Here is a 22043-nt window from a genome sequence, read left to right as displayed (position 1 = left end):
AATTACTCACCTTCACCAAATTTATCGGCCATCAGTGCCAGCAATGCATCCATGGCCTCTTGCTCTTGAGCGCCATCGGTTTCGAGCTCGACCTCGCTGCCGATACCGGCGGCCAGCATCATGACGCCCATGATGCTTTTTGCATTGACACGGCGCTCGCCTTTGCTGATCCAGACCTCACAAGGAAAACTGCCCGCCAATTTGGTGAGCTTGGCTGAAGCGCGGGCATGCAAGCCCAACTTATTGCTGATGGTGGTGGTTGTTTTGATCATGGGTTCTACGATTTTGATTCTGGGGAGCGGTGATAGCCACTTGCATCACGCCTTGCGTGCCGCCTGTGAGCGCACGCGCCACCAATGCGTCCAGTGATTCATGGCGATAGCACACCACACGGTACAGCATCGGCAAATTCACGCCCGCAATGAGTTTGGCATTGCTACCCGCCACGAGCTTTTGAGCCACGTTAGCCGGTGTTGCGCCAAAAATATCGGTCAGCACTAGCAAGCCCGTATCCAGCGCAGAACCCGCCGCATCTAGTGCTTGTGACAATGTGTCTTCAGGCTGAGCATCGGGCTGCACATCGATGGCAATGACGTCTGCCGAGCATTCGTCATACACGTGCATGGCACAGTCACGTAGCGCCTGCGCTAGGGGCGCGTGGGCAATGATGAGGATGCGATTGCTCATAAATTTATTCAGAACGTTGCTGCTGATTATCGGCTGTCTGATTTGTGCTTTAAAAAATAGCCATAAGACGCCAAACAGCACATGAAATACACAGCCATAGCACCTTGAAAAGCGACAGGCTCCATCCATCCTTGCGCTTTGAAGCCATCAATCATGAGCCCCATGCTCCACTGAACCACAAACACACCCAAGAACAGCACCAGGTTATACGCAGACAAGGCCTTGCCTGCGACCGCTGCGGGAAATGCCATGCCCACGGCGGGCTGCGCCAATGCGACAAACGAACTGCTAATACAGAACAAGGCCCAATGCAAGGCACCTGCATCCGCCCCCGCCAAGATGATGTAGGTCTGCACACAAAAATTCAGCGGCACGCCATAGGTCATTAATTTGTCAGCGCTGTAGCCGCGCTTGGTCAACGCTGGTGTGTACAAGCCCCACAACCAAAACGTGATCAACATGCAGACGTTCACCCAGAATAGGCCGGTGGCTGCCTCCAACGGTGTGTAGCCTGCCACCTTGACCATCCAAGGCCCTGCCCACAAGGTTTGCATGGCCACAAAGCCGCCGTAGTTGAAAAAACCCATTGGCGTGAGACTTCGGAAATAGGGGTGCGCCCACACTTGTTTGTAGCTGGCCAAAATACCCACGCGTTTGCTTGGCTCGGTTTCGGCCACAAGCTCTGGGAGACGCCACTTTGGCACTTGCCATGTCATCAAGACCATCGACATCACGATCAGAAACGCAAGCCCCACAAAAATCCAACGCCACCCCACAACTGGCAACAACCATTGCACAGGCAGCGTTGAGGCCAACATGCCAAAGGCGCCGGTCATGAGCATCCACGAATTAGCACGTTGCTGGTTTTCTAAAGCAAGCCATCGGCGATAGCCTGTGAGTGGCGCCATCAAGCATGCGCTGACGCCCACACCAATCATGACTCGAGCCATCAGCAAACCGTAAAAATCGGATGCCCATGAAAATGCCAAACACCCTAAAACGGCGACCCCTAAAAAGCTCAACACCACTTTCTTAGGGCCATGTTGATCCAGCCAATGCCCCATGGGTAATTGCGTCAGTGAAAAACCAAAGAAATAGCCGCCAGCAAGCAAGCCCAAATCACGCGCGTGCAAACCGAAGTCCAAGGTCAACATCGGCGACAAAGTAGCTGTGATCGCACGCAGCAGGGTTGATAAAAAATAGGCCGAGGCGAAAGCCACGAACACCCATATTGCTGCTTTACGTGGCAGTACATCGTGGCTCATGAGGTTGTGCTTTCTCTTAAATTTTTCATGCCTCAATTATCAAGACAAACGGGGCAAGACCAAATGGCCCTTGCCCCGCTGGAGACACAAACTCTTACAGGTTTGTGCGTGTCTTTCAGACTTTATTTGTTTTTGAAGTCGTCGTGGCAAGACTTGCATGTGCCTGCCGTTGCAGTGAATGCCGCTTTGAATGCATCTTCTTTGCCTGTCTTAGTGGCAGCAACCAACTTGACGGATTCGGACTGTAGTTTGTCAGCCGCTTCTTTGAACTTAGCGCTCTGCTTCCAAACCTCTGGCTTGGCTTTAGTCTCTGCTGTTTCTGTACCTTCACCAAAGGCATGCCATGGCAATTTGGCCATGCTTGCCACGATCTCGGCGTTCTCTGTGGCGATCTTGGCATCGAAAGGCGCCTTACCTTGGGCCATGGCACCTAGGCGGCCAAAGTGTGCGGCTGTCACACTGAACGCTGCTTTACGGTATTTCACCGCATCTTCTGGTTTTGCAAACTGCGCTGCAGCTGAAAAGCTCATTGCAGCAGCACAAAGCGCAATCGACGACAAGATGATCTTTTTCATTGGGTAGGTCCTTTAGGGTTGAAAATAGGATGTGTTGGTGCGCTGAGTTTACGAACTTTGTTGCACGCTGTCTTTTTATCATTCTTTACCGCATGCCACACACACATTCATTGCATCGCATTCGTATTTGGGATCTTCCCACGCGAGGATTTCATGTTCTTTTGGCGCTCTGCGTTGCGGGGCTCATAGCCACTGGCGAAATGGGCCTCATGCCGATTCATTTCTGGCTAGGCTACACCGTGTTGACCTTGGTTCTTTTCCGTTTGGTCTGGGGCTTTGTGGGCGGCCACTGGTCTAGATTCAGCAATTTTGTGCCTACACCGGCCAAATTGCGCGCTTACCTGCAAGCCGTGCGTGAACAACAAACACCTCAGAGCATTGGCCATAACCCTTTGGGGGCTCTGTCTGTCATCGGTATGTTGAGCCTAGTTTTGCTACAAGTGTTCAGCGGTTTTCTCAGCGATGATGAAATTGCTAACGCAGGCCCTTGGACCGCCTTTGTACCTGCAGACTGGGTTGAGCTTGCCACTGAATACCACAGCGACATTGGTAAAGTTCTTTTGATTGTGCTGATCGCTTTGCATGTGGGCACTGTGCTTTATTACAAACGCATCAAGCACGAGGACTTAATCACCCCCATGCTCACGGGCGACAAAGTGTTCACCGCCGAAGTTCACGCGTCTCGTGACACACGCACGTCTCGCTTGTTTGCACTTGGTATTTTTGTAGGGTGCGCCTATGTGGTTTACCGCTTAGTGACCCTTGCCTAACCATTTGTAACGCCCATAAAAAAGCCGCGCAGTGCGCGGCTTTTTGTTGCATCGAAGTTTTACGCTTTGACTTGAGCCAGCAAGGTCTCGGCATTGCTCACTTCAAACTTACCCGGCGCTTCTGCATTCAGCGTCACCACCTTGCCGTCCTTGACCAACATTGAATAACGATCGCTGCGAACGCCCATACCGCGAGCAGTCAAATCCAATACCAAACCTGTGGCTTTGGCAAATTCTGCACTACCGTCGCCCAACATGCGCACTTTGCCATTTGTGTTTTGGTCACGCGCCCAGGCACCCATGACAAATGCATCATTGACACTGACACACCAGATTTCATCCACGCCAGCTGCTTTGAACTCATCGTGCAAGGCCACGTAGCCAGGCACATGCCTCGCAGAGCAAGTGGGCGTAAACGCGCCTGGCAAGGCAAACAAAGCAATGGTTTTACCTGCAGTCGCTTTGGCCACATCCACAGCGTTCGGGCCAATGCTGCAGCCTTCACCTTCGACCTCTGAATATTCCATCAGGGTGGTGTGTGGCAGGGTGTCTCCAACTTTAATCATGCTGTCTCCAAAAAATGACGTTACAAAACAAAAACGACCCACATTGTGGGTCGTTTTCTTTAGCCTTGCAGAGCCGAAGCCCTTTGGTATTTAAACCGCAGCAGCTTTCTCAACCAAACGGGTCACGACCCAGTTTTTGGTTTTCGAAATTGGCTTGCTCTCAGTGATCTCGATCACGTCGCCCAGGTGGTATGCACCTGTTTCGTCGTGAGCGTGATACTTCGAGGACTTAGCCACGATCTTGCCGTAGAGGGCGTGCTTCACACGACGCTCCACGAGCACAGTCACAGTTTTAGCGCGCTTGTCGCTCACCACCTTGCCAATCAAGGTGCGCTTGAGGGATTTCTTAGCTTCCGTCATGTTCACTCCTTACTTGGCGGCTTGCTTTTCAGCAAGAATGGTTTTCGCACGAGCGATGCTGCGACGTGTAGAACGCAGTTGTGCCGTGTTGTTGAGTTGTTGCGTACCTTTTTGCATGCGCAAGCCAAAGTGAGCTTTTTGCAACTCTTTGACTTCAGCCTCGAGGCCGGCAACGTCTTTTTGGCGCAGTTCAGCAGCTTTCATTTCTTATTTCTCCTGATTACTGGCCGATCATGCGTGCCACGAATGTGGTGCGCAAGGGCAGCTTTGCAGCGGCCAGACGGAATGCTTCACGGGCCAACTCTTCAGGGACGCCTACGATTTCGTAGAGGACCTTGCCGGGTTGGATCTCAGCCACGTAGTACTCGGGGTTACCTTTACCGTTACCCATACGCACTTCAGCAGGCTTATTGGAAATCGGCTTGTCAGGGAACACACGAATCCAGATACGGCCGCCACGTTTGACGTGACGAGAGATCGCACGACGTGCGGACTCGATCTGGCGGGCCGTCAAACGGCCGCGATCGGTGGATTTCAGACCGAAGTCACCGAACGCCACAGTGTTGCCACGTGTTGCGATGCCGGTGTTGCGGCCTTTTTGCTCTTTGCGGTATTTACGGCGTGCTGGTTGCAGCATGCTTATTCTCCTGTTCCGTCCGCAGCCGTGCCAGTGGCTGCGGGCGCGGCAACCTTGCGGACGCGCTTGACGGCAGTTTTAGGGGCATCAGCGGCTTCAGCGGGTTTATCGCTGCCATCCGTTGGTGCGGCATTGGTACCCGCTGGGCGACGTGCACCGCGAGCTGGGCGATCGCCAGCTGGGCGTGCGTCACGGCGAGGACCGCGAGGACGACGCTCTTCTTCAGCACGTGGTTCAACGGCGGCCGGCAGGTCGTTACGACCCAAGGTATCGCCTTTGTAAACCCACACTTTGACACCGATGATGCCGTAAGTGGTTTTAGCTTCAGAAGTTGCGTAATCGATGTCTGCACGCAGGGTGTGAAGTGGCACGCGACCTTCACGATACCACTCGGTACGTGCGATCTCGATGCCGTTCAAACGACCTGCCGACATGATCTTGATGCCTTGAGCACCCAGACGCATGGCGTTTTGCATAGCGCGCTTCATGGCGCGGCGGAACATGATGCGTTTTTCGAGCTGTTGAGTGATGCTGTCAGCGATCAATTGCGCATCGATTTCAGGCTTGCGCACTTCTTCGATGTTGACGGCGACTGGCACGCCCAAACGGGCTGCGAGTTCTTTTTTCAAGTTCTCGATGTCTTCGCCTTTTTTGCCGATCACCACGCCTGGACGAGCCGAGAAGATGGTGATGCGTGCGCTTTTAGCGGGACGCTCGATGAGAACGCGAGAAACAGAAGCGTTTTTCAGCTTGCCTTTGAGGTACTCGCGCACTTTGATGTCTTCAGCCAGCATGCCAGCGAAGTCATTGTTGCTTGCGTACCAACGGCTAGCCCAGTTGCGGCTCACTGCAAGGCGAAAGCCTGTGGGGTGGATTTTTTGTCCCATATCTTCCTATACCTTTCAGTTACCGACTGTCACGTAAACGTGGCAGGTGGGCTTGCTGATACTGTTACCGCGGCCTTTGGCGCGGGCCGTGAAACGCTTGAGCGTGGCGCCTTTTTCGACGTAGATGGTTTTCACCTTCAACTCGTCGATGTCTGCACCGTCGTTGTGTTCAGCGTTAGCAATCGCAGATTCCAAAACTTTCTTGACGATGCCAGCAGCTTTTTTCTGCGTGAATGTCAGGATGTTCAGAGCCTGGTCAACTTTTTTGCCGCGGATCATGTCCGCGACCAAACGGCCTTTGTCGACCGACAAACGGACGCCCCTAAGGACTGCACGTGTTTCCATGGTCTTTCCTTATTTCTTCTGGACTTTTTTGTCCGCGGGGTGACCTTTGAAGGTACGAGTCAGAGCGAATTCGCCCAACTTGTGACCCACCATTTGGTCAGTGATATACACGGGCACGTGTTGCTTGCCGTTGTGCACAGCGATGGTCAAGCCGATGAAATCGGGCAAGATCATGGAACGACGTGACCAAGTTTTCACTGGCTTTTTATCTTTGGTAGCAATGGCCTTGTCGACCTTGGCCACCAAATGATGGTCAACAAACGGACCCTTTTTGAGAGAGCGAGTCATTTGTTACCCCTTACTTTTTACGACGCGACACAATCATGACTTGTGTGCGCTTGTTGTTACGGGTACGGTAGCCTTTTGTCAGGTTACCCCATGGGTCAACTGCATGACGGCCTTCACCGGTGCGACCCTCGCCACCACCGTGTGGGTGATCCACTGGGTTCATCGCGACGCCACGCACGGTTGGGCGAATACCCATCCAGCGCTTGACACCAGCTTTACCCAATTGGCGGAGGCTGTGTTCTTCGTTTGCAACTTCACCGATGGTGGCGCGGCATTCGATGTGGATCTTGCGAACTTCACCAGAGCGCATACGCACTTGAGCGTAAGTGCCTTCACGAGCCAACAAAGTGGCCGATGTACCAGCTGAACGCGCGATTTGTGCACCAGCACCTGGCTTCAACTCGATACAGTGAATGGTTGAACCCACTGGAATGTTGCGGATTGGCAAGGTGTTACCTGCACGGATCGGGGCTTCCGAACCGCTGAGCAACGACGCGCCAACTTCCAGACCACGTGGGGCAATGATGTAACGACGCTCGCCGTCCGCGTAACACACCAAAGCGATGTGCGCTGTACGGTTTGGATCGTATTCAATGCGTTCCACTTTTGCGGGGATAGCGTCTTTGTTACGCTTGAAATCCACCACGCGGTAGTGATGCTTGTGACCACCGCCCTTATGACGGGTAGTGATGTGACCGTTGTTGTTACGACCCGATTTTTGGTGCTGGGGTTCCAGCAACGGAGCGTAAGCGTCACCTTTGTAGAGGTGATCACGGGTAACTTTGACGACGCCACGTTGACCGGGCGACGTAGGTTTCATCTTGATGACTGCCATGATTATGCGGCCTCCCCAGAGATGTTCAGCTCTTGACCAGCTTTCAGGGTCACATAAGCTTTGCGAACGTTGTCGCGACGGCCAATGGACTTACCAAAACGCTTGGTTTTGCCTTTGGTGTTCACCACATTAACGCCTTGAACTTCAACCTTGAACATCAATTCCACAGCGGCCTTGATTTCTGGTTTAGTAGCGTTTTGCAGCACTTTGAATGTGACGACATTGTTTTTCTCTGCAACCATGGTGGCCTTTTCGGACACGACGGGAGCAACCAACAATTGCATCAAACGACCTTCGTCAAACTTGTGTGCGCTCATGCGAACATCTCCTTAAGTTTGTCCATGGCGCCCTTGGTCACGAGCACTTTACGGTAGTGCACCAATGACAATGGATCGGCATAGCGAGGCTCAACCACCAACACGTTTGGCAAGTTGCGTGAAGCCAAGTACAAGTTGTCATCAACTTCATCAGCGATCACCAACACAGACTCAAGGTTCATCGCCTTGAATTTGGCAGCCAACAATTTGGTTTTAGGAGCGTCAACCTTGAGAGACTCAACCACAGCCAAACGGCCTTCGCGGACCAGCTGAGAGAAGATCGAAGCCATACCAGCGCGGTACATCTTCTTGTTGATCTTCTGTGTGAAGTTCTCGTTAGGCATGTTCGGGAAAATGCGACCGCCGCCACGCCACAGAGGCGAAGACGTCATACCCGCGCGAGCGCGGCCGGTGCCTTTTTGCTTGAACGGCTTCTTGGTGGTGTGCTTAACTTGCTCACGGTCTTTTTGGGCACGAGTGCCTTGACGTGCGTTAGCTTGGTAAGCGACCACGATCTGGTGAACCAGATCTTCGTTGTATTCACGACCGAAAACGGTTTCAGGCGCGTCGTACTTAGACGCGGCTTGACCTTGGTCATTCAGGAGTTCGACTTGCATCAGTTCGCTCCTTTAGCTTTGACGGCGGGACGCACAGTCACGAAGCCACCGGCTGAACCAGGCACAGCGCCTTTGATCAACAACAGTTGGCGAGCTTCGTCGATGCGAATCACGTCGAGGTTTTGTGTTGTCACGATGTCGTCGCCGAGGTGGCCAGACATACGCTTACCGGGGAACACGCGACCTGGGTCTTGTGCCATACCGATAGAACCAGGCACATTGTGCGAACGGCTGTTACCGTGAGAAGCACGTTGTGAACTGAAGTGGTGACGCTTGATGGTGCCAGCAAAGCCTTTACCGATGGTTGTGCCTTGCACGTCCACCTTTTGGCCCACAGCAAACACATCAGCCACAGGCACAGTAGCGCCAGCGGCGTACTTAGCTGCAACGTCAGGCGTCACGTGGAATTCTTTGATGATTTCACCAGCTTCCACGCCTGCTTTCGCAAGGTGGCCAGCCATTGGCTTGGTCACGCGAGATGCTTTACGCGCGCCGAATGTGACCTGCAAGGCCACATAGCCGTCGTTTTCCTGGGTTTTCACTTGGGTCACGCGGTTGTTGGACACATCCAACACCGTGACAGGGATCGCATCCCCATCATCAGTGAACAGACGCATCATGCCCACTTTGCGGCCCAGCAATCCCAAACGGATGCTTTGACTCATTGTTTTCTCCAAAACTCTCACCGCAACCACTTCAATTGGCAGTTACGTTTTTGTGTGAAAGACGGGTTGATAAATCCCCGCACAAAATGTGCGGAGCCCGCGAGTATATCGCGAAAACCGCGCCAAGAGCAACTACTCGTTGGCGCGGGGCTTGGAATGAGCTTTTGGCCCACTCCAAAGTTGCACTAAAGTTTTATTGCAACTTGATTTCGACGTCCACGCCCGCTGGCAGATCGAGTTTCATCAAGGCGTCAACTGTTTTGTCAGTTGGGTCCACGATGTCCATCAAACGCTGGTGGGTACGGATTTCGAGCTGGTCACGGCTAGATTTGTTGACGTGCGGTGAACGCAAGATGTCAAAACGCTTCATGCGTGTTGGCAAAGGCACGGGGCCTTTGACAATCGCGCCAGTGCGCTTGGCAGTGTCAACGATCTCAGCAGCAGACTGGTCGATCAATTTGTAGTCAAACGCCTTGAGGCGGATGCGGATCTTTTGCTTCGAGGACATTTAAATTCCTCGATTAGGCGATGATCTTGGCAACCACACCAGCGCCAACAGTCTTACCGCCTTCGCGGATAGCGAAGCGCAAACCTTCTTCCATCGCAATGGGGTGGATCAACTTCACAGTGATCGACACGTTGTCACCAGGCATCACCATCTCTTTGCCTTCTGGCAACTCGATAGCACCTGTCACGTCAGTCGTACGGAAGTAGAACTGAGGACGGTAGTTGTTGAAGAATGGGGTGTGACGGCCGCCTTCGTCTTTGCTCAACACATAGATCTCAGCTGTGAAGTGAGTGTGTGGCTTGACTGAACCTGGCTTGCACAACACTTGACCGCGTTGCACGTCTTCGCGCTTTGTACCGCGCAACAAGATACCGACGTTGTCGCCAGCTTGACCTTGATCCAACAACTTGCGGAACATCTCAACGCCAGTACAGGTGGTCTTGACGGTGTCAACGATACCCACGATTTCGATTTCTTCGCCGACTTTGATCACACCGCGCTCAACGCGACCGGTCACCACAGTACCGCGGCCAGAGATGGAGAACACGTCTTCCACTGGCATCAAGAAGTTGCCGTCCACAGCGCGCTCAGGCGTAGGGATGTAGCTATCCAAAGCAGCAGCCAACTTCAAAATGGCTTCTTCGCCCAATGGGCCTTTGTCGCCTTCGAGGGCCAGCTTGGCTGAACCTTGAACGATTGGCGTGTCGTCGCCTGGGAAGTCGTACTTAGACAGGAGTTCGCGAACTTCCATCTCAACCAATTCCAACAACTCAGCGTCGTCCACCATGTCGCACTTGTTCAAGAACACGATGATGTAAGGCACGCCCACTTGACGAGCCAACAAGATGTGCTCGCGAGTTTGTGGCATGGGGCCGTCAGCAGCAGAACACACCAAGATAGCGCCGTCCATTTGAGCCGCGCCAGTGATCATGTTTTTCACATAGTCAGCGTGACCAGGGCAGTCCACGTGCGCATAGTGACGTGTTTCTGTTTCGTATTCAACGTGAGCGGTGTTGATGGTAATACCGCGTGCTTTTTCTTCAGGAGCCGCGTCGATTTGGTCGTAAGCCTTAGCTTCGCCGCCAAACTTGGTCGACAGGATCGTGGTGATCGCAGCTGTCAATGTTGTCTTGCCATGGTCCACGTGACCAATCGTGCCAACGTTGACGTGCGGTTTGGTACGTTCAAACTTACCTTTTGCCATTTGTATATCTCCAAAAAGAGCAATGCCCGTGATTCGGTTTTACGTCTGCACACAACTGCTGTTTCGCTTAGCACGGGACAACTAGGCGGCGCTGCATCGCAGACGGCGTCTCAAATGAAACGCGATGAAAAGAAAACAGGACAAGCCCCGAAAGGCTTGCCCATTCACACCTTACTTAGCGCGCGAAGCCACGATGGCTTCAGACACGTTACGTGGTGCTTCGGAGTAGTGCTTGAACTCCATGGTGTAGGTCGCACGGCCTTGCGTCATCGAACGCAAAGTGGTCGAGTAACCAAACATTTCAGACAATGGCACTTCAGCTTTAATTGCCTTACCGCCACCGACCATGTCGTCCATACCTTGCACCATGCCGCGACGTGAGGACAAGTCGCCCATCACGCTACCAGCGTAGTCTTCAGGTGTTTCAACTTCCACAGCCATCATGGGTTCCAAAATGACTGGCTGAGCTTTACGGCAGCCTTCTTTGAAACCAAAGATTGCAGCCATCTTGAACGCCATTTCGTTCGAGTCCACATCGTGGTACGAACCGAAGTGCAAAGTGACCTTGACGTCAACGACTGGGTAACCAGCCAATACGCCTTGACCCAAAGCTTCTTCAACACCTTTTTGCACCGCAGGGATGTATTCGCGAGGAACCACACCGCCCTTGATGGCGTCAACGAACTCAAAGCCTTTGCCAGCCTCTTGTGGCTCAACCTTCAGCACCACGTGACCGTACTGACCTTTACCGCCAGATTGACGCACGAACTTGCCTTCGGCTTCTTCCACAGTCTTGCGAATGGTTTCGCGGTAGGCCACTTGTGGCTTACCCACGTTGGCTTCCACGCCAAATTCGCGCTTCATACGGTCAACAATAATTTCCAAGTGCAATTCGCCCATACCACCGATGATGGTTTGGCCGGATTCTTCGTCGGTTTGCACACGGAAAGAAGGATCTTCCGCTGCCAAACGTGACAAAGCGATGCCCATTTTTTCTTGGTCAGCTTTGGACTTGGGTTCAACAGCCTGACGAATCACAGGCTCAGGGAACACCATGCGCTCGAGCGTCACAACTGCCGCTGGATCACACAAAGTCTCACCCGTGGTGACGTCTTTCAAGCCCACGCAAGCAGCGATGTCGCCAGCGCGGATTTCGTCGACTTCTTCACGGTTGTTGGCGTGCATCTGCACGATACGACCGATACGTTCTTTTTTGCCGCGCACCGCGTTGTACACGGTGTCGCCCTTTTTCAGAACGCCAGAGTAAACGCGCACGAAAGTCAACTGGCCAACAAAGGGGTCGGTCATCAACTTGAATGCCAAAGCAGAGAACTTTTCGTTGTCGTCAGCTTTGCGAGTCACTTCTTGCTCGTCTTCGTCGTAACCAGTGATGGCTTTCACGTCAACGGGAGAAGGCAACAACTCAACCACAGCGTCCAACATACGTTGCACGCCTTTGTTCTTGAACGCTGTACCGCACAACATGGGTTGGATTTCAGTAGCCAATGTACGAGCACGCAAGCCAGCAGTGATGTCATCTTCAGACAAATCACCTTCTTCGAGGTACTTGTTCATCAACTCTTCAGAGGCTTCAGCGGCAGCTTCCACCATCTTCTCGCGCCACTCTTTGGCTGTCTCGACGAGGTCAGCTGGAATGTCTTCGAAAGTGAACTTCATGCCTTGAGATGCTTCATCCCAAATGATGGCTTTCATCTTGCGCAAGTCAACCACGCCGGTGAAGTTGTCTTCAGCGCCGATTGGGATCACGATTGGCACAGGATTGGCCTTCAAGCGCAATTTCATCTGGTCAACGACCTTGAAGAAGTTAGCACCTGTACGGTCCATCTTGTTCACAAAGGCCAAACGTGGCACTTTGTACTTGTTGGCTTGACGCCACACGGTTTCGGATTGGGGCTGAACGCCACCCACCGCGCAGTAAACCATGCAAGCACCGTCGAGCACGCGCATGGAACGCTCAACTTCAATCGTGAAGTCAACGTGGCCAGGGGTGTCGATGATGTTGAAACGGTGCTCAGGGAAGGAATTGTCCATGCCTTTCCAGAAGCAAGTGGTGGCAGCAGAAGTGATCGTGATACCACGCTCTTGCTCTTGCTCCATCCAGTCCATGGTGGCAGCGCCATCATGCACTTCACCGATTTTGTGGTTCACACCGGTGTAATAAAGAATACGCTCTGTCGTCGTGGTTTTACCAGCGTCAATGTGCGCTGAAATACCAATGTTGCGATAGCGCTCAATGGGGGTATTGCGGGCCATGTTTTACCTTTGAATTTAGAAGCGGAAGTGGCTGAATGCCTTGTTGGCTTCGGCCATGCGGTGAACTTCGTCACGCTTTTTCATGGCACCGCCACGACCTTCAGACGCTTCCAACAATTCGTTGGCCAAGCGCAAAGCCATGGACTTTTCACCGCGCTTGCGAGCGGCTTCTTTCAACCAGCGCATGGACAAAGCCAAGCGACGAACTGGACGCACTTCAACGGGCACTTGGTAGTTAGCACCACCCACGCGGCGGGACTTAACTTCCACCATGGGCTTGACGTTGTTGATGGCCACAGTGAACAACTCGAGCGGATCTTTGCCCGACTTTTGTTCGATTTGCTCCAAGGCACCATAAATGATGCGCTCGGCAACAGCTTTTTTGCCGCCTTCCATGATCACGTTCATGAATTTGGACAGCTCAACATTACCGAATTTTGGATCCGGCAAGATTTCACGTTTAGGGACTTCGCGACGACGTGGCATTGTTTCACCTCATATTGCTTCAGTTGGCATCCTTTCGGACACCGCGAAAGTCATCATGACTTCCACTTACTCGACCCACACCCAACATGGATGCTTGGGGTCACTTCGTTTTGCGCCGTCTGCCTGACGACCAAAACACCGATTTGACGAATTAAGCCTCGCTAAGGCTGGCAGCCAATTAGGCCTTCTTTGGACGCTTAGCGCCGTACTTAGAGCGCGATTGCTTGCGGTCTTTCACGCCTTGCAAATCGAGCGAACCGCGCACGATGTGGTAACGCACACCTGGCAAGTCTTTGACACGACCACCGCGCACGAGCACAACGCTGTGCTCTTGCAAGTTGTGGCCTTCACCGCCGATGTACGAAATGACTTCGAAACCGTTGGTCAAGCGAACTTTGGCAACTTTACGCAGCGCAGAGTTTGGCTTCTTAGGCGTCGTGGTGTACACACGGGTGCAAACGCCACGACGTTGTGGAGAGTTTTGCATCGCAGGGCTTTTGGACTTGATCGTTTCGACCTCGCGCCCCTGACGCACCAATTGATTGATGGTTGGCATTGTTAATAACGTCCCTAAACGTTGAAATAAAAAGAAAACGTGAATCCCTTCGGAAATTCCGAAAAGCCTTCTAGTGTATCAGCATCGAGAGGAAGGGGCAAATCTAGTTCGAAATGCCTCAAATAGGGTTTATTTCACCCACAAACGCACGGTATCCCAGGCGCGCCCCACAAAGCCCGCTTGCTCCACAGTGTCGAGCACCAGCAAAGGCACGTCCACCAGCGGCTTTTGGTCCAGCGTGACCTTCAAGGCGCCCACCGCTTGGCCGCGATTGAGTGGCGCCAACAAGGGCTCGGGGCGAGCCACTTGGGTTTGGATGCGACCAGCCGCACCAGCGGGCACGGCCACGACAATAGGCGCAAAACGGCCCAATTTGACTTGGTTGCCGCGACCTTTCCATACATTTGGCGTTACCACGGCTTGGTTGGCATCAAACAACTTGATGGCATCAAACGCGGTGTAACCCCAGTTCAACAGCTTTTGAGACTCGGTGGCACGCGCGTTTTCGCTGGACGCCCCCAAAACAATGGACAACAAGCGACGCTGCCCCACGCCCGGCGCTTCACGCTTAGCCGTCGCGATCAAACAAAAACCAGCAGCATCGGTGTGGCCCGTTTTCAGACCGTCCACGCTTGGGTCGCGGAACAACAGCAAGTTGCGGTTGTTTTCATTAGCAGCGGGCGTGCCGGGGTAACGGTATTTTTTGATCGCGTAGTAACCCACGTAATCGGGAAAGTCTTGCATCAAGCGGCTAGCCAAGATACTCAGATCACGCGCCGTCGTGGTGTGGCCGGGCTCGGTCAGGCCCTCTGGGTTTTTGTAGCCAGTGGACTTCATGCCCAACAACTTCGCCTGCGCATTCATCATTTGCACAAAATGCTCGACCGTGCCACCCACACCCTCGGCCAGCGCCATGGTGGCATCGTTGCCAGACTGAACAATCATGCCTTTGATCAGGTCTTCGACTGGCACCTTCATCTTGGGGTCGATGAACATGCGCGAGCCTGGCATCTTCCAAGCACGTTCGCTCACGCCGAAGGTTTGTTGCAAGGTGATTTTTTTGGCCTTGAGCGCATCAAACACGATGTACGCCGTCATCAACTTCGTCAGCGATGCGGGCTCAATGGGCTTATCTGCATCCAGTTCAGCCAAGGTTTGTTGCGCGGTGACATCCACCAACAAGTAAGCGCGCGCCGCAATCTCAGGCGGCTGCGGCACCACTTGGGCTTGGACGTGCAACACGCCCAACAAACCCATCAAAAACCCAATGCAAGTGGTGCGCAAAAATCGTGTCATGGCGGCCTAGGAGTGAAAAACGAGCAAAAGAATTGAGCGCGTCACGCAAAGCTTAGCCCTGCAAATGACGGACCACCAAATTCTTCAGAAGCGGCAATTGTCCATGAAAGAAATGACCGCCACCTGGCACCACCGTCACAGGCAGGCTTTGCGGACGCGCCCAATCCATAACCGAGGCCAATGACACGGTGTCATCTTGCTCGCCGTGCACCACCAAGGTTTTGTCGTGCAGCTCGGGGGCAATCGGTGCCACGGTGAACCGCTGTGCTGCCGTGCCGATAAACGCCACTTTTTCAATCGTTCGATGCGCTTGCAACTCAGCCAACGCATGACTCGCGACAAACGAACCAAACGAAAAGCCTGCAATGGCCAAAGGCCCACTGGGAGCCACTTGCTCGACCACACGCAAAAAGTCACGCGCTTCACCCGCGCCTGCGTCGTGCTCGCCAGCAGATGCGCCTACGCCACGAAAGTTAAAACGCACCACGGTCCAACCGCACTGCACAAAAGCGCGCGCCAAGGTTTGCACCACTTTGTTGTCCATCGTGCCGCCAAACAGCGGATGCGGATGCGCCACGATGGCCACACCGCGCGATGCACCTTCAGGCTCGTCACGCAATGCTTCGATCACACCTGCTTCACCTTGCAAGGTGATTTTTTGAGTTTGTGAATTCATGGTTTAGCGCCCCACGTTGGCTGGCACCAACAATCGCTCCACGACTTGGCCATTTTTCAAATGGCTTTGCACAATCTCATCCACATCGGCGTTGTCCATCACGGTGTACCAAACACCTTCTGGGTACACCACGGCCACGGGGCCGCCTGCGCAGCGGTCTAAACATCCGGCCTTGTTTACACGCACGCCGCCTACGCCGGCGAGACCTGCCGCTTTGACTTGCGATTTGCAATGCTCAAACGCTTCTTGCGCACCGTGATTGGCACAGCAATCTTGGCCGTTGTCGCGCTGGTTGAGGCAGAAAAAAATGTGGTGTTTGTAATACGAGGTTTGGGTCATACAAAGGATTTTAGTTTTGCGTGCTGCGCTCACGCGACAGGCGCACCAGCGCCAGCATCAACACCGCATAGGGCCAAAGCCAACCCAGCCATTGCACCAAGCCATGGAAACGGATGAACCGCCCTTGCTCCCACGTTTGCAAAGTCTGCGCAAAGTAGGCGCTTTCAGGCGATTGATTGAGCACACTCTGCTGCACCAACACGGCCAGCAATAAAAACGCCCATGCCGCGCGCGCCGACAAAGGCAAAAACACCAACGCCACAACGCAACCAAAAACCAGCCCTAAGGTCACGGGCAGGTCCAACCAAGTCCAAGCATGCGCGGGGCCATAACTCAGCGCTGCCGACAAGGCACTCATTCCCATCGCCATCGCCAAGATCACCAAGAGATAAACAAAGCGCTGCCCTGCCTGACGGATCACTCCAAAGCCCAGCAAGCACGGCACGAGCAATCCCAACATCACGCACAACAACTCAGCGCCGGGCAGCAAAGGCTCAAGCTCAAAGGCACGCAACGGAATCCAGTCTTCAAATGGCGTGGCTTCAAATGCGCTGGTCAGCGCATCTTCCACACGCTCCCACACTTGCCCAAGCCCTAACGGCACAGCGACGGGAAACAACAGTGCTGCAGGCCACACCGCCATCAACACCAACGCCATATACGCGTCGCGTACAAACCATCGCTCACGGAATTGGCTCCAGCGACGCAACAACCCCAAATGCTCAAGTGAATTTGCTAGAACCGCACCGATGAAAGCGCCCAAGGTGTTGAGCAAAAAATCTGGCAGCGAGGGCACGCGCGCAGGCAAGTAGCTTTGTAAACCTTCCATGGTCAACGACAGCACCGCCGCCGCCAACGTAGAGAGCAAAACCTCACGCGTTTGCCAGCCCATGCGCATGGCACTCAGCGTCAAAAAGAAGCCCAGCGGGGCGTAGCCCAACACATTGGCCACCACATCAAAACCCAACCAATATTTAGGCCATGGCGCGGTCAAAAATGACCATGTCCAAATGCCTTGATCGCGCCAATGGTCAAACGGATACAAGCTGGCGTAGACGATCAACGCCACGCACATCTGCGAGAGGGGCCAAGCGGAAGTTTTGCGCATGGTCCGGTCGCTCGCTTAGAAAGGTTTCACCACAACCAGAATCACCGCCAAGGTGAGCAACACCACGGGAACCTCGTTGAACCAGCGAAACCACACATGCCCGCGTGTGTTGGCGCGTGCTTCAAACTTGCGAAGCAAGCGACCACAGGCGTGGTGGTAACCCAGCACCAGCAAAACGATGGTCAGCTTGGCATGCATCCAGCCATTGCCCACACCCAACAAACCGATGCCGTAATACAACCACAGCACCAGCCCTAAAGCCACGGCCGGCACCATCAGCAAGGTGGTGAACCGCATCAGCTTGCGCGCCATCAACAGCAAACGCGCCTCTTCAGCCTCAGACCCTTCTGACACCATCGCTAAATTCACAAAAATGCGAGGCAAGTAAAACAAGCCCGCAAACCAGCTGGCCACAAAGATGATGTGAAAAGATTTGATCCAAAGCATGTGGCCAGTTTAGCCGCGCACAAAAAAAGCCCGACACAAGGTCGGGCCAAGTCGCTTCAGCGTTTTGACGCGCCAAGCGCCCGCCTAGGGAGGAAAAGCGGGGAGCAGCAAGCTGCCCGAAAGCAATCTAACAAACACTGCCCATCTGCTCATTGGGGCTAACACTCCCCTCTGCACCTAGGTGACACCCGCAAACAGGCACAATTTCACCCATGCAACACCCTTTTGCCTCCTTCCCCGCCAACCGCCCACGCCGCCTGCGCCGTGACGACTTCACCCGCCGCTTGGTGCGCGAACACGCCTTGAGCGTGAACGATTTGATTTACCCAGTCTTCGTGCTCGAAGGCGACAAGCGCCGCGAAGCCGTGGCCTCCATGCCCGGCGTCGAGCGCTTGAGCTTGGACTTGCTGCTGCCTGTGGCCGAAGAGTGCGTGAAGTTGGGCATTCCCGTCATGGCCCTGTTCCCCGTCATCAGCAGCCACCTCAAAACCCCCGACGGTGTAGAAGCCACCAACCCCGATGGTTTGGTGCCTCATGTGGTGCGCGAACTTAAAAAACACTTTCCTGAATTGGGCGTGATGACCGATGTGGCCCTTGACCCCTTCACCAGCCACGGCCAAGACGGCTTGCTCGACGACACCGGCTACATCCTCAACGACGAAACCACTGCCATGCTCGTCAAGCAAGCGCTGACCCAGGCCGATGCGGGCGTGGACATCGTGGCACCCAGCGACATGATGGACGGCAGGATTGGCGCCATTCGCCAAGCGCTCGAAGCACGCGGCCACATTCACACCCGCATCATGGCCTACAGCGCCAAATACGCCAGCGCGTTTTACGGCCCTTTCCGCGACGCCGTCGGCTCCGCCGCGAATTTGGGCAAGGCCGACAAGAAGGTTTACCAAATGGACCCCGGCAACACCGACGAAGCTTTGCGTGAAGTCGCACTCGACATCGCCGAAGGCGCAGACATGGTGATGGTCAAACCCGGCATGCCCTACCTCGACGTGGTGCGCCGTGTGAAAGACGAATTCAAAGTGCCAACCTTCGCCTATCAGGTAAGCGGCGAATACGCCATGCTCAAAGCTGCCGCACAAAACGGCTGGCTCGGTCACGACGCCGTGATGATGGAAAGCCTGCTGGCCTTCAAACGCGCAGGCGCAGATGGCATCTTGACTTACTTCGCGATTGACGTTGCCAAAAAGCTGCACGGATTGTCTTGATGTCCATCCCCGAGGTTCGCTGGTCGCACATCGCCACTGCCGTGGCTTCGGGTCTTTTGTTCAGTTTGTCATTTCGACTGAACCAATACTTTGACGAGCAATTCGTTTACGCCGCCGGCATCAGCTTGCTGTTCTTGCCAGCTGGGGTGAAGTTGCTTGCGGTGCTGGTCGGCCGTTTACCCGCGATTTTGGGTCTGCTGGTGGTTGGGATTTACCTGGGTTTTGGCATCTGGCCTGACAAACCCATGTCTTCTGTCATCTACTTTGCGGTGGTGAGTTTGATGACCTATCCCATCGCTGCGTTTGGCTTGATGCATGTGCTGCACATCGAGCGCGACTTGAGCAATCTTCGCTACCACCACATCGTGTGGCTATCACTTGCAGCCAGCGCGCTCAACGGCGTGGTGCACAACTGGCTTTACTGGACGCAAGGCATCACCAGCAGCGAAGAGCTTTGGCAAAAAAGTGCAGCCATGGCATTGGGCGACTTCATGGGCTGCTTTGTCGTGGTGGCCTTGTTTCACACCACCATGAGCGTGTTGCGCAGCTTGCGCAACACGACATCGATGCGCTGAACCTTAGCCCACATGCTTAGCGAAGAACGCCAAGGTGCGTTTTAAAGCAAGCTTGGCCGACTCTTCTTGATACGCCCCACGATGGTCGCAATTGAAACCGTGATGGGCTGGATACAAGTGCACCTCCACCTCTAGATGGGCTTGCTTAAATTTATCCACCGTTTCCAGCGGAATCCAGTGGTCCTCTTCGGCGTAATGGGCCAACACGGGGCAGTTGGCATGACGCGCAATTTCTTCATCTGTGGTTGATCCACCGCCGTAGTACGGCACCGCCGCGCTCAAGCCCTTCACCAATGCCGCCGCACGCCAAGTGAGCAAACCGCCCCAGCAATACCCAACAAGGCCCACCTTGCCGCCACTGGTTTTAGCGGCATAGTCCACCGCGGCTTGCACATCGGCCATCACGCCAGGCGCGGGCAAGGCTTCAATCGCAGACTTCAACACCATGCCCGCTTGCATATCGTCGGGCGTGTAGCCCAACTCCACGCCATGTTTGGCCCGATGGAATGTGGCTGGCGCAACCGCCAAATAACCTTGGGCCGCATAACCATCCACTACTTCGCGAATGTGGGCATTGACTCCAAAAATTTCTTGCAGCACCACGATGGCTCCTTTAGGTGTGCCTTTAGGTTGTGCCACATAAGCGGGAAATTCAAAGCCATCGGCGGCGTGGAGTCGAACGGTCATAAAAGCCTCTCTCAAAGTTTTTTAAAGTCAATATCAAACAGGTTACTCGTTTTTCAAACTCATCGGTGTATCGTGCCGTTCATAGGCACGTCACGCACGCACACAGGAGACACACATGAAGCCCATCCTATTGATCACAGGCGCTAGCCGTGGCATTGGCGCTGCTACCGCCTTGCTGGCCGCTCAACAAGGTTGGGCCGTGGCTGTGAATTACGCCAACAATTCGACGGCTGCTGAGCGCGTGGTTCAGCAAATTCAAGACACCGGCGGCACCGCCATCGCTGTACAAGCGGATGTGGGCGACGAAGTGCAAGTCTTACGCATGTTTGCGGAGGTAGACCGCCAGTTGGGGCGTATTTCAGGCCTCGTCAACAACGCTGGCGTGGTGGATGTCACCGCCAAGGTGGAGGCGCAAAGTTGGGCCAGGTGGGAGCGCATGATGCGCATCAACGTGTTGGGCTCATTTGCCTGCGCCCGCGAAGCCGTCAAGCGCATGAGCACGGCACACGGCGGCTCGGGCGGCAGCATCGTCAACGTGTCGAGCGCTGCAGCACGCTTGGGCGCACCCGGCCAATACGTGGATTACGCCGCAGCGAAGAGCGCCATCGACGCCTTCACCATTGGCCTGGCCAAAGAAGTGGCTAACGAGGGCATTCGCGTGAACGCGGTACGCCCCGGCTTGATTGACACAGACATCCACGCCTCAGGCGGCTTGCCCAATCGTGTGCGCGACTTGGCGCACTTGGTGCCTATGCAACGCGGGGGCACCTCTGAAGAAGTGGCACAAGCCATCGTGTGGTTGCTCAGCGATGCATCCAGCTACACCACGATGAGCTTGATGGAAATTTCGGGCGGGCGTTAGCGCCTCGCCACCGTGCAATTAAGCGGCAAAGCCCTCGGCCAAGGACTTGCGCAGATAGTCAACAAACGCCGCCACCGCACGCGGCACATGGGGCGAATAGGGTCGAATGGCATACAGCTGCTCTGCAAACGCGCCCACCGGCTGCCAATCGGGCAACACCTGAACCAACTTTCCTTGCTGTAAGGCTGCTTGCGCGCTGAAGTCGGGCAGCAGCGCAATGCCCAGGCCTGTCAACGCAGCCTCGCGCAAAGCCTCGCTGTTGTTGGCAGCGAGCTGTCCCGTCACGGGCACGGTGACGCGTTCTTCTTTGGCTTTTCCCTTGACGCGCGCCAAGGTCCAAGTGGGCGTGTCTTGCGCGCGCAGGTAATGCAGGCAGTTGTGCGCGTGCAAATCAGCGGGGGTTTGCGGCATGCCCGCACGGCGCAAATAGGTTTTGCTGGCCACCAGCACCGAGTGCGTTTTGCACAAGGTCCACGCCACATGCGTGTCGGGCGGGCGAGCGGTGTGACGAATGGCCAAGTCAAAGCCCTCGGTGGCCAAGCTGCTGAGTCGGTCGGACATATCGAGCTCTAGCCGCACGTCTGGGTATTCGCGCAAAAAATCGGCCAAACGCGGGGCAAGTTGTTGACGGGCAAAGGCCACGGGGGCCGTGACGCGCAACAAGCCGCTGGGCACACCAGCCAAGTCACGCACTTGCGCAAAGCTGTGTTCGATTTGTTCAAAGGACGCGCGCGTGTCGTCCACCAAGCGCTGCCCAGCTTCCGTCAAGCGCACGCTGCGGGTGGTGCGCTGCACCAAGGGCACGCGCGCCGCGCGTTCGAGTTCGGCAATGCGTTGACTCATGGCCGCTTTGCTCACGCCTAGGCGTGCAGCCGCAGCGGTATAGCTACCTTGTTGCGCCAACACACTCAGCCAATGCAAGTGATGCCAAAGCTCGCTGATTTTTTGTTCATTCATGGTTTGATTGTTCACTATTTTGAACAATCAA

31 protein-coding genes are annotated in these 22043 nt (G+C 54.6%); 4 read left to right on the top strand and 27 right to left on the bottom strand.

Annotated features, from left to right (window positions below):
- Positions 1-2 precede the first annotated feature (2 nt).
- From QMG27_RS00790 to QMG27_RS00775, 4 genes are all read right to left on the bottom strand, one after another.
- Positions 3-272: an HPr family phosphocarrier protein gene (locus QMG27_RS00790; protein WP_281812174.1), complete on the bottom strand. Its 270-nt coding sequence runs from the start codon at positions 270-272 to the stop codon at positions 3-5.
- Positions 241-687: a PTS fructose transporter subunit IIA gene (locus tag QMG27_RS00785; RefSeq protein ID WP_281812172.1), complete on the bottom strand. Its 447-nt coding sequence runs from the start codon at positions 685-687 to the stop codon at positions 241-243. Before QMG27_RS00785 ends, QMG27_RS00790 begins: the two co-directional genes overlap by 32 nt.
- A 26-nt stretch (positions 688-713) precedes the next feature.
- Positions 714-1952 carry an MFS transporter gene (locus QMG27_RS00780; RefSeq protein ID WP_281812170.1) on the bottom strand — a complete coding sequence of 413 codons (1239 nt, stop codon included), beginning with the start codon at positions 1950-1952 and terminating at the stop codon, positions 714-716.
- A gap of 122 nt (positions 1953-2074) precedes the next feature.
- The gene (locus QMG27_RS00775) at positions 2075-2527 is read right to left on the bottom strand and encodes a cytochrome c (protein ID WP_281812168.1); all 453 of its coding nucleotides are present in this window, start codon (positions 2525-2527) and stop codon (positions 2075-2077) included.
- Positions 2528-2619: 92 nt separating this feature from the next.
- On the opposite strand from QMG27_RS00775, the gene QMG27_RS00770 reads away from it, so the two are divergent.
- Positions 2620-3297 (top strand): cytochrome b/b6 domain-containing protein, encoded by a 678-nt coding sequence (locus tag QMG27_RS00770; RefSeq protein WP_281812166.1) that lies wholly within the window; start codon positions 2620-2622, stop codon positions 3295-3297.
- Between the two features lie 59 nt (positions 3298-3356).
- On the opposite strand, the gene QMG27_RS00765 is transcribed toward QMG27_RS00770, so the two are convergent.
- The 21 genes from QMG27_RS00765 to QMG27_RS00665 all read right to left on the bottom strand — a co-directional run bounded on the left by QMG27_RS00765 (position 3357) and on the right by QMG27_RS00665 (position 17708).
- Positions 3357-3863, bottom strand: a complete 507-nt coding sequence (locus tag QMG27_RS00765) for a peroxiredoxin (protein ID WP_281812164.1) — start codon at positions 3861-3863, stop codon at positions 3357-3359.
- 90 nt (positions 3864-3953) lie between these two features.
- On the bottom strand, positions 3954-4223 hold the full coding sequence (gene rpsQ / locus QMG27_RS00760) for a 30S ribosomal protein S17 (RefSeq protein ID WP_281812161.1): 270 nt from the start codon (positions 4221-4223) through the stop codon (positions 3954-3956).
- 9 nt (positions 4224-4232) lie between these two features.
- Positions 4233-4427, bottom strand: a complete 195-nt coding sequence (gene rpmC, locus QMG27_RS00755; protein WP_281812159.1) for a 50S ribosomal protein L29 — start codon at positions 4425-4427, stop codon at positions 4233-4235.
- A gap of 16 nt (positions 4428-4443) precedes the next feature.
- Entirely contained in the window at positions 4444-4860 is a 417-nt protein-coding gene (gene rplP, locus QMG27_RS00750; protein WP_281812157.1) for a 50S ribosomal protein L16, read from the bottom strand.
- Between the two features lie 2 nt (positions 4861-4862).
- Positions 4863-5747 (bottom strand): 30S ribosomal protein S3, encoded by an 885-nt coding sequence (rpsC, locus tag QMG27_RS00745; RefSeq protein WP_281812155.1) that lies wholly within the window; start codon positions 5745-5747, stop codon positions 4863-4865.
- 15 nt (positions 5748-5762) lie between these two features.
- Complete coding sequence (rplV, locus tag QMG27_RS00740; RefSeq protein WP_100133886.1) at positions 5763-6092, bottom strand: 50S ribosomal protein L22; 330 nt, start codon at positions 6090-6092, stop codon at positions 5763-5765.
- Positions 6093-6101: 9 nt separating this feature from the next.
- Positions 6102-6380 carry a 30S ribosomal protein S19 gene (rpsS, locus tag QMG27_RS00735; protein ID WP_108283480.1) on the bottom strand — a complete coding sequence of 93 codons (279 nt, stop codon included), beginning with the start codon at positions 6378-6380 and terminating at the stop codon, positions 6102-6104.
- A gap of 10 nt (positions 6381-6390) precedes the next feature.
- The gene (gene rplB, locus QMG27_RS00730; protein ID WP_281812153.1) at positions 6391-7215 is read right to left on the bottom strand and encodes a 50S ribosomal protein L2; all 825 of its coding nucleotides are present in this window, start codon (positions 7213-7215) and stop codon (positions 6391-6393) included.
- 2 nt (positions 7216-7217) lie between these two features.
- On the bottom strand, positions 7218-7532 hold the full coding sequence (gene rplW, locus QMG27_RS00725) for a 50S ribosomal protein L23 (RefSeq protein WP_281812151.1): 315 nt from the start codon (positions 7530-7532) through the stop codon (positions 7218-7220).
- Entirely contained in the window at positions 7529-8149 is a 621-nt protein-coding gene (gene rplD, locus QMG27_RS00720) for a 50S ribosomal protein L4 (protein WP_281812149.1), read from the bottom strand. The genes rplW and rplD overlap by 4 nt, the downstream gene beginning before the upstream one ends.
- Positions 8149-8814, bottom strand: a complete 666-nt coding sequence (gene rplC, locus QMG27_RS00715; protein WP_281812147.1) for a 50S ribosomal protein L3 — start codon at positions 8812-8814, stop codon at positions 8149-8151. The genes rplD and rplC overlap by 1 nt, the downstream gene beginning before the upstream one ends.
- A gap of 193 nt (positions 8815-9007) precedes the next feature.
- Positions 9008-9322 carry a 30S ribosomal protein S10 gene (gene rpsJ / locus QMG27_RS00710; protein ID WP_191818402.1) on the bottom strand — a complete coding sequence of 105 codons (315 nt, stop codon included), beginning with the start codon at positions 9320-9322 and terminating at the stop codon, positions 9008-9010.
- A 13-nt stretch (positions 9323-9335) separates the two neighbouring features.
- The gene (gene tuf, locus QMG27_RS00705; RefSeq protein ID WP_281811530.1) at positions 9336-10526 is read right to left on the bottom strand and encodes an elongation factor Tu; all 1191 of its coding nucleotides are present in this window, start codon (positions 10524-10526) and stop codon (positions 9336-9338) included.
- 171 nt (positions 10527-10697) lie between these two features.
- On the bottom strand, positions 10698-12800 hold the full coding sequence (gene fusA / locus QMG27_RS00700) for an elongation factor G (RefSeq protein ID WP_281812142.1): 2103 nt from the start codon (positions 12798-12800) through the stop codon (positions 10698-10700).
- Positions 12801-12815: 15 nt separating this feature from the next.
- A complete protein-coding gene (gene rpsG, locus QMG27_RS00695) occupies positions 12816-13286 on the bottom strand; it encodes a 30S ribosomal protein S7 (RefSeq protein WP_108283540.1) in 471 nt (156 codons plus the stop codon).
- 178 nt (positions 13287-13464) lie between these two features.
- Complete coding sequence (rpsL, locus tag QMG27_RS00690; protein WP_057674148.1) at positions 13465-13842, bottom strand: 30S ribosomal protein S12; 378 nt, start codon at positions 13840-13842, stop codon at positions 13465-13467.
- A 129-nt stretch (positions 13843-13971) separates the two neighbouring features.
- Positions 13972-15099, bottom strand: a complete 1128-nt coding sequence (locus tag QMG27_RS00685) for a D-alanyl-D-alanine carboxypeptidase family protein (protein WP_281814689.1) — start codon at positions 15097-15099, stop codon at positions 13972-13974.
- 91 nt (positions 15100-15190) lie between these two features.
- On the bottom strand, positions 15191-15814 hold the full coding sequence (locus tag QMG27_RS00680; protein WP_281812135.1) for an alpha/beta fold hydrolase: 624 nt from the start codon (positions 15812-15814) through the stop codon (positions 15191-15193).
- 3 nt (positions 15815-15817) lie between these two features.
- The gene (locus tag QMG27_RS00675; RefSeq protein WP_281812133.1) at positions 15818-16153 is read right to left on the bottom strand and encodes a (2Fe-2S) ferredoxin domain-containing protein; all 336 of its coding nucleotides are present in this window, start codon (positions 16151-16153) and stop codon (positions 15818-15820) included.
- A gap of 10 nt (positions 16154-16163) precedes the next feature.
- On the bottom strand, positions 16164-17261 hold the full coding sequence (locus QMG27_RS00670) for a VanZ family protein (RefSeq protein WP_281812131.1): 1098 nt from the start codon (positions 17259-17261) through the stop codon (positions 16164-16166).
- A gap of 15 nt (positions 17262-17276) precedes the next feature.
- Positions 17277-17708, bottom strand: a complete 432-nt coding sequence (locus tag QMG27_RS00665) for a CopD family protein (protein ID WP_281812129.1) — start codon at positions 17706-17708, stop codon at positions 17277-17279.
- A gap of 212 nt (positions 17709-17920) precedes the next feature.
- Between QMG27_RS00665 and hemB the strand changes: the two genes are divergently transcribed.
- Positions 17921-18931 (top strand): porphobilinogen synthase, encoded by a 1011-nt coding sequence (gene hemB, locus QMG27_RS00660; RefSeq protein ID WP_281812127.1) that lies wholly within the window; start codon positions 17921-17923, stop codon positions 18929-18931.
- Positions 18931-19506 carry a hypothetical protein gene (locus QMG27_RS00655; RefSeq protein ID WP_281812125.1) on the top strand — a complete coding sequence of 192 codons (576 nt, stop codon included), beginning with the start codon at positions 18931-18933 and terminating at the stop codon, positions 19504-19506. Before hemB ends, QMG27_RS00655 begins: the two co-directional genes overlap by 1 nt.
- 3 nt (positions 19507-19509) lie before the next feature.
- On the opposite strand, the gene QMG27_RS00650 is transcribed toward QMG27_RS00655, so the two are convergent.
- The gene (locus QMG27_RS00650) at positions 19510-20193 is read right to left on the bottom strand and encodes a dienelactone hydrolase family protein (protein WP_281812123.1); all 684 of its coding nucleotides are present in this window, start codon (positions 20191-20193) and stop codon (positions 19510-19512) included.
- Between the two features lie 115 nt (positions 20194-20308).
- Here QMG27_RS00650 and QMG27_RS00645 point away from each other — a divergent pair, with 115 nt between their 5' ends.
- A complete protein-coding gene (locus QMG27_RS00645) occupies positions 20309-21055 on the top strand; it encodes an SDR family oxidoreductase (protein WP_281812121.1) in 747 nt (248 codons plus the stop codon).
- Between the two features lie 18 nt (positions 21056-21073).
- On the opposite strand, the gene QMG27_RS00640 is transcribed toward QMG27_RS00645, so the two are convergent.
- Positions 21074-22012, bottom strand: coding sequence for a LysR family transcriptional regulator (locus tag QMG27_RS00640; protein WP_281812119.1), 939 nt, complete (start codon positions 22010-22012; stop codon positions 21074-21076).
- Between the last annotated feature and the right edge of the window lie 31 nt (positions 22013-22043).

The sequence above is a fragment of the Limnohabitans sp. MORI2 genome, from assembly GCF_027925025.1.
Classification (GTDB): domain Bacteria; phylum Pseudomonadota; class Gammaproteobacteria; order Burkholderiales; family Burkholderiaceae_C; genus Limnohabitans.
This window is presented reverse-complemented; position numbering and strand designations above follow the sequence as displayed.

What these genes read in the sequence shown, in the direction of transcription:
- QMG27_RS00790 (WP_281812174.1), bottom strand. Translation starts at nt 272, where the DNA reads ATGATCAAAACAACCACCACCATCAGCAATAAGTTGGGCTTGCATGCC.
- QMG27_RS00785 (WP_281812172.1), bottom strand. Translation starts at nt 687, where the DNA reads ATGAGCAATCGCATCCTCATCATTGCCCACGCGCCCCTAGCGCAGGCG.
- QMG27_RS00780 (WP_281812170.1), bottom strand. Translation starts at nt 1,952, where the DNA reads ATGAGCCACGATGTACTGCCACGTAAAGCAGCAATATGGGTGTTCGTG.
- QMG27_RS00775 (WP_281812168.1), bottom strand. Translation starts at nt 2,527, where the DNA reads ATGAAAAAGATCATCTTGTCGTCGATTGCGCTTTGTGCTGCTGCAATG.
- QMG27_RS00770 (WP_281812166.1), top strand. Translation starts at nt 2,620, where the DNA reads ATGCCACACACACATTCATTGCATCGCATTCGTATTTGGGATCTTCCC.
- QMG27_RS00765 (WP_281812164.1), bottom strand. Translation starts at nt 3,863, where the DNA reads ATGATTAAAGTTGGAGACACCCTGCCACACACCACCCTGATGGAATAT.
- rpsQ (WP_281812161.1), bottom strand. Translation starts at nt 4,223, where the DNA reads ATGACGGAAGCTAAGAAATCCCTCAAGCGCACCTTGATTGGCAAGGTG.
- rpmC (WP_281812159.1), bottom strand. Translation starts at nt 4,427, where the DNA reads ATGAAAGCTGCTGAACTGCGCCAAAAAGACGTTGCCGGCCTCGAGGCT.
- rplP (WP_281812157.1), bottom strand. Translation starts at nt 4,860, where the DNA reads ATGCTGCAACCAGCACGCCGTAAATACCGCAAAGAGCAAAAAGGCCGC.
- rpsC (WP_281812155.1), bottom strand. Translation starts at nt 5,747, where the DNA reads ATGGGACAAAAAATCCACCCCACAGGCTTTCGCCTTGCAGTGAGCCGC.
- rplV (WP_100133886.1), bottom strand. Translation starts at nt 6,092, where the DNA reads ATGGAAACACGTGCAGTCCTTAGGGGCGTCCGTTTGTCGGTCGACAAA.
- rpsS (WP_108283480.1), bottom strand. Translation starts at nt 6,380, where the DNA reads ATGACTCGCTCTCTCAAAAAGGGTCCGTTTGTTGACCATCATTTGGTG.
- rplB (WP_281812153.1), bottom strand. Translation starts at nt 7,215, where the DNA reads ATGGCAGTCATCAAGATGAAACCTACGTCGCCCGGTCAACGTGGCGTC.
- rplW (WP_281812151.1), bottom strand. Translation starts at nt 7,532, where the DNA reads ATGAGCGCACACAAGTTTGACGAAGGTCGTTTGATGCAATTGTTGGTT.
- rplD (WP_281812149.1), bottom strand. Translation starts at nt 8,149, where the DNA reads ATGCAAGTCGAACTCCTGAATGACCAAGGTCAAGCCGCGTCTAAGTAC.
- rplC (WP_281812147.1), bottom strand. Translation starts at nt 8,814, where the DNA reads ATGAGTCAAAGCATCCGTTTGGGATTGCTGGGCCGCAAAGTGGGCATG.
- rpsJ (WP_191818402.1), bottom strand. Translation starts at nt 9,322, where the DNA reads ATGTCCTCGAAGCAAAAGATCCGCATCCGCCTCAAGGCGTTTGACTAC.
- tuf (WP_281811530.1), bottom strand. Translation starts at nt 10,526, where the DNA reads ATGGCAAAAGGTAAGTTTGAACGTACCAAACCGCACGTCAACGTTGGC.
- fusA (WP_281812142.1), bottom strand. Translation starts at nt 12,800, where the DNA reads ATGGCCCGCAATACCCCCATTGAGCGCTATCGCAACATTGGTATTTCA.
- rpsG (WP_108283540.1), bottom strand. Translation starts at nt 13,286, where the DNA reads ATGCCACGTCGTCGCGAAGTCCCTAAACGTGAAATCTTGCCGGATCCA.
- rpsL (WP_057674148.1), bottom strand. Translation starts at nt 13,842, where the DNA reads ATGCCAACCATCAATCAATTGGTGCGTCAGGGGCGCGAGGTCGAAACG.
- QMG27_RS00685 (WP_281814689.1), bottom strand. Translation starts at nt 15,099, where the DNA reads ATGGGTTTGTTGGGCGTGTTGCACGTCCAAGCCCAAGTGGTGCCGCAG.
- QMG27_RS00680 (WP_281812135.1), bottom strand. Translation starts at nt 15,814, where the DNA reads ATGAATTCACAAACTCAAAAAATCACCTTGCAAGGTGAAGCAGGTGTG.
- QMG27_RS00675 (WP_281812133.1), bottom strand. Translation starts at nt 16,153, where the DNA reads ATGACCCAAACCTCGTATTACAAACACCACATTTTTTTCTGCCTCAAC.
- QMG27_RS00670 (WP_281812131.1), bottom strand. Translation starts at nt 17,261, where the DNA reads ATGCGCAAAACTTCCGCTTGGCCCCTCTCGCAGATGTGCGTGGCGTTG.
- QMG27_RS00665 (WP_281812129.1), bottom strand. Translation starts at nt 17,708, where the DNA reads ATGCTTTGGATCAAATCTTTTCACATCATCTTTGTGGCCAGCTGGTTT.
- hemB (WP_281812127.1), top strand. Translation starts at nt 17,921, where the DNA reads ATGCAACACCCTTTTGCCTCCTTCCCCGCCAACCGCCCACGCCGCCTG.
- QMG27_RS00655 (WP_281812125.1), top strand. Translation starts at nt 18,931, where the DNA reads ATGTCCATCCCCGAGGTTCGCTGGTCGCACATCGCCACTGCCGTGGCT.
- QMG27_RS00650 (WP_281812123.1), bottom strand. Translation starts at nt 20,193, where the DNA reads ATGACCGTTCGACTCCACGCCGCCGATGGCTTTGAATTTCCCGCTTAT.
- QMG27_RS00645 (WP_281812121.1), top strand. Translation starts at nt 20,309, where the DNA reads ATGAAGCCCATCCTATTGATCACAGGCGCTAGCCGTGGCATTGGCGCT.
- QMG27_RS00640 (WP_281812119.1), bottom strand. Translation starts at nt 22,012, where the DNA reads ATGAATGAACAAAAAATCAGCGAGCTTTGGCATCACTTGCATTGGCTG.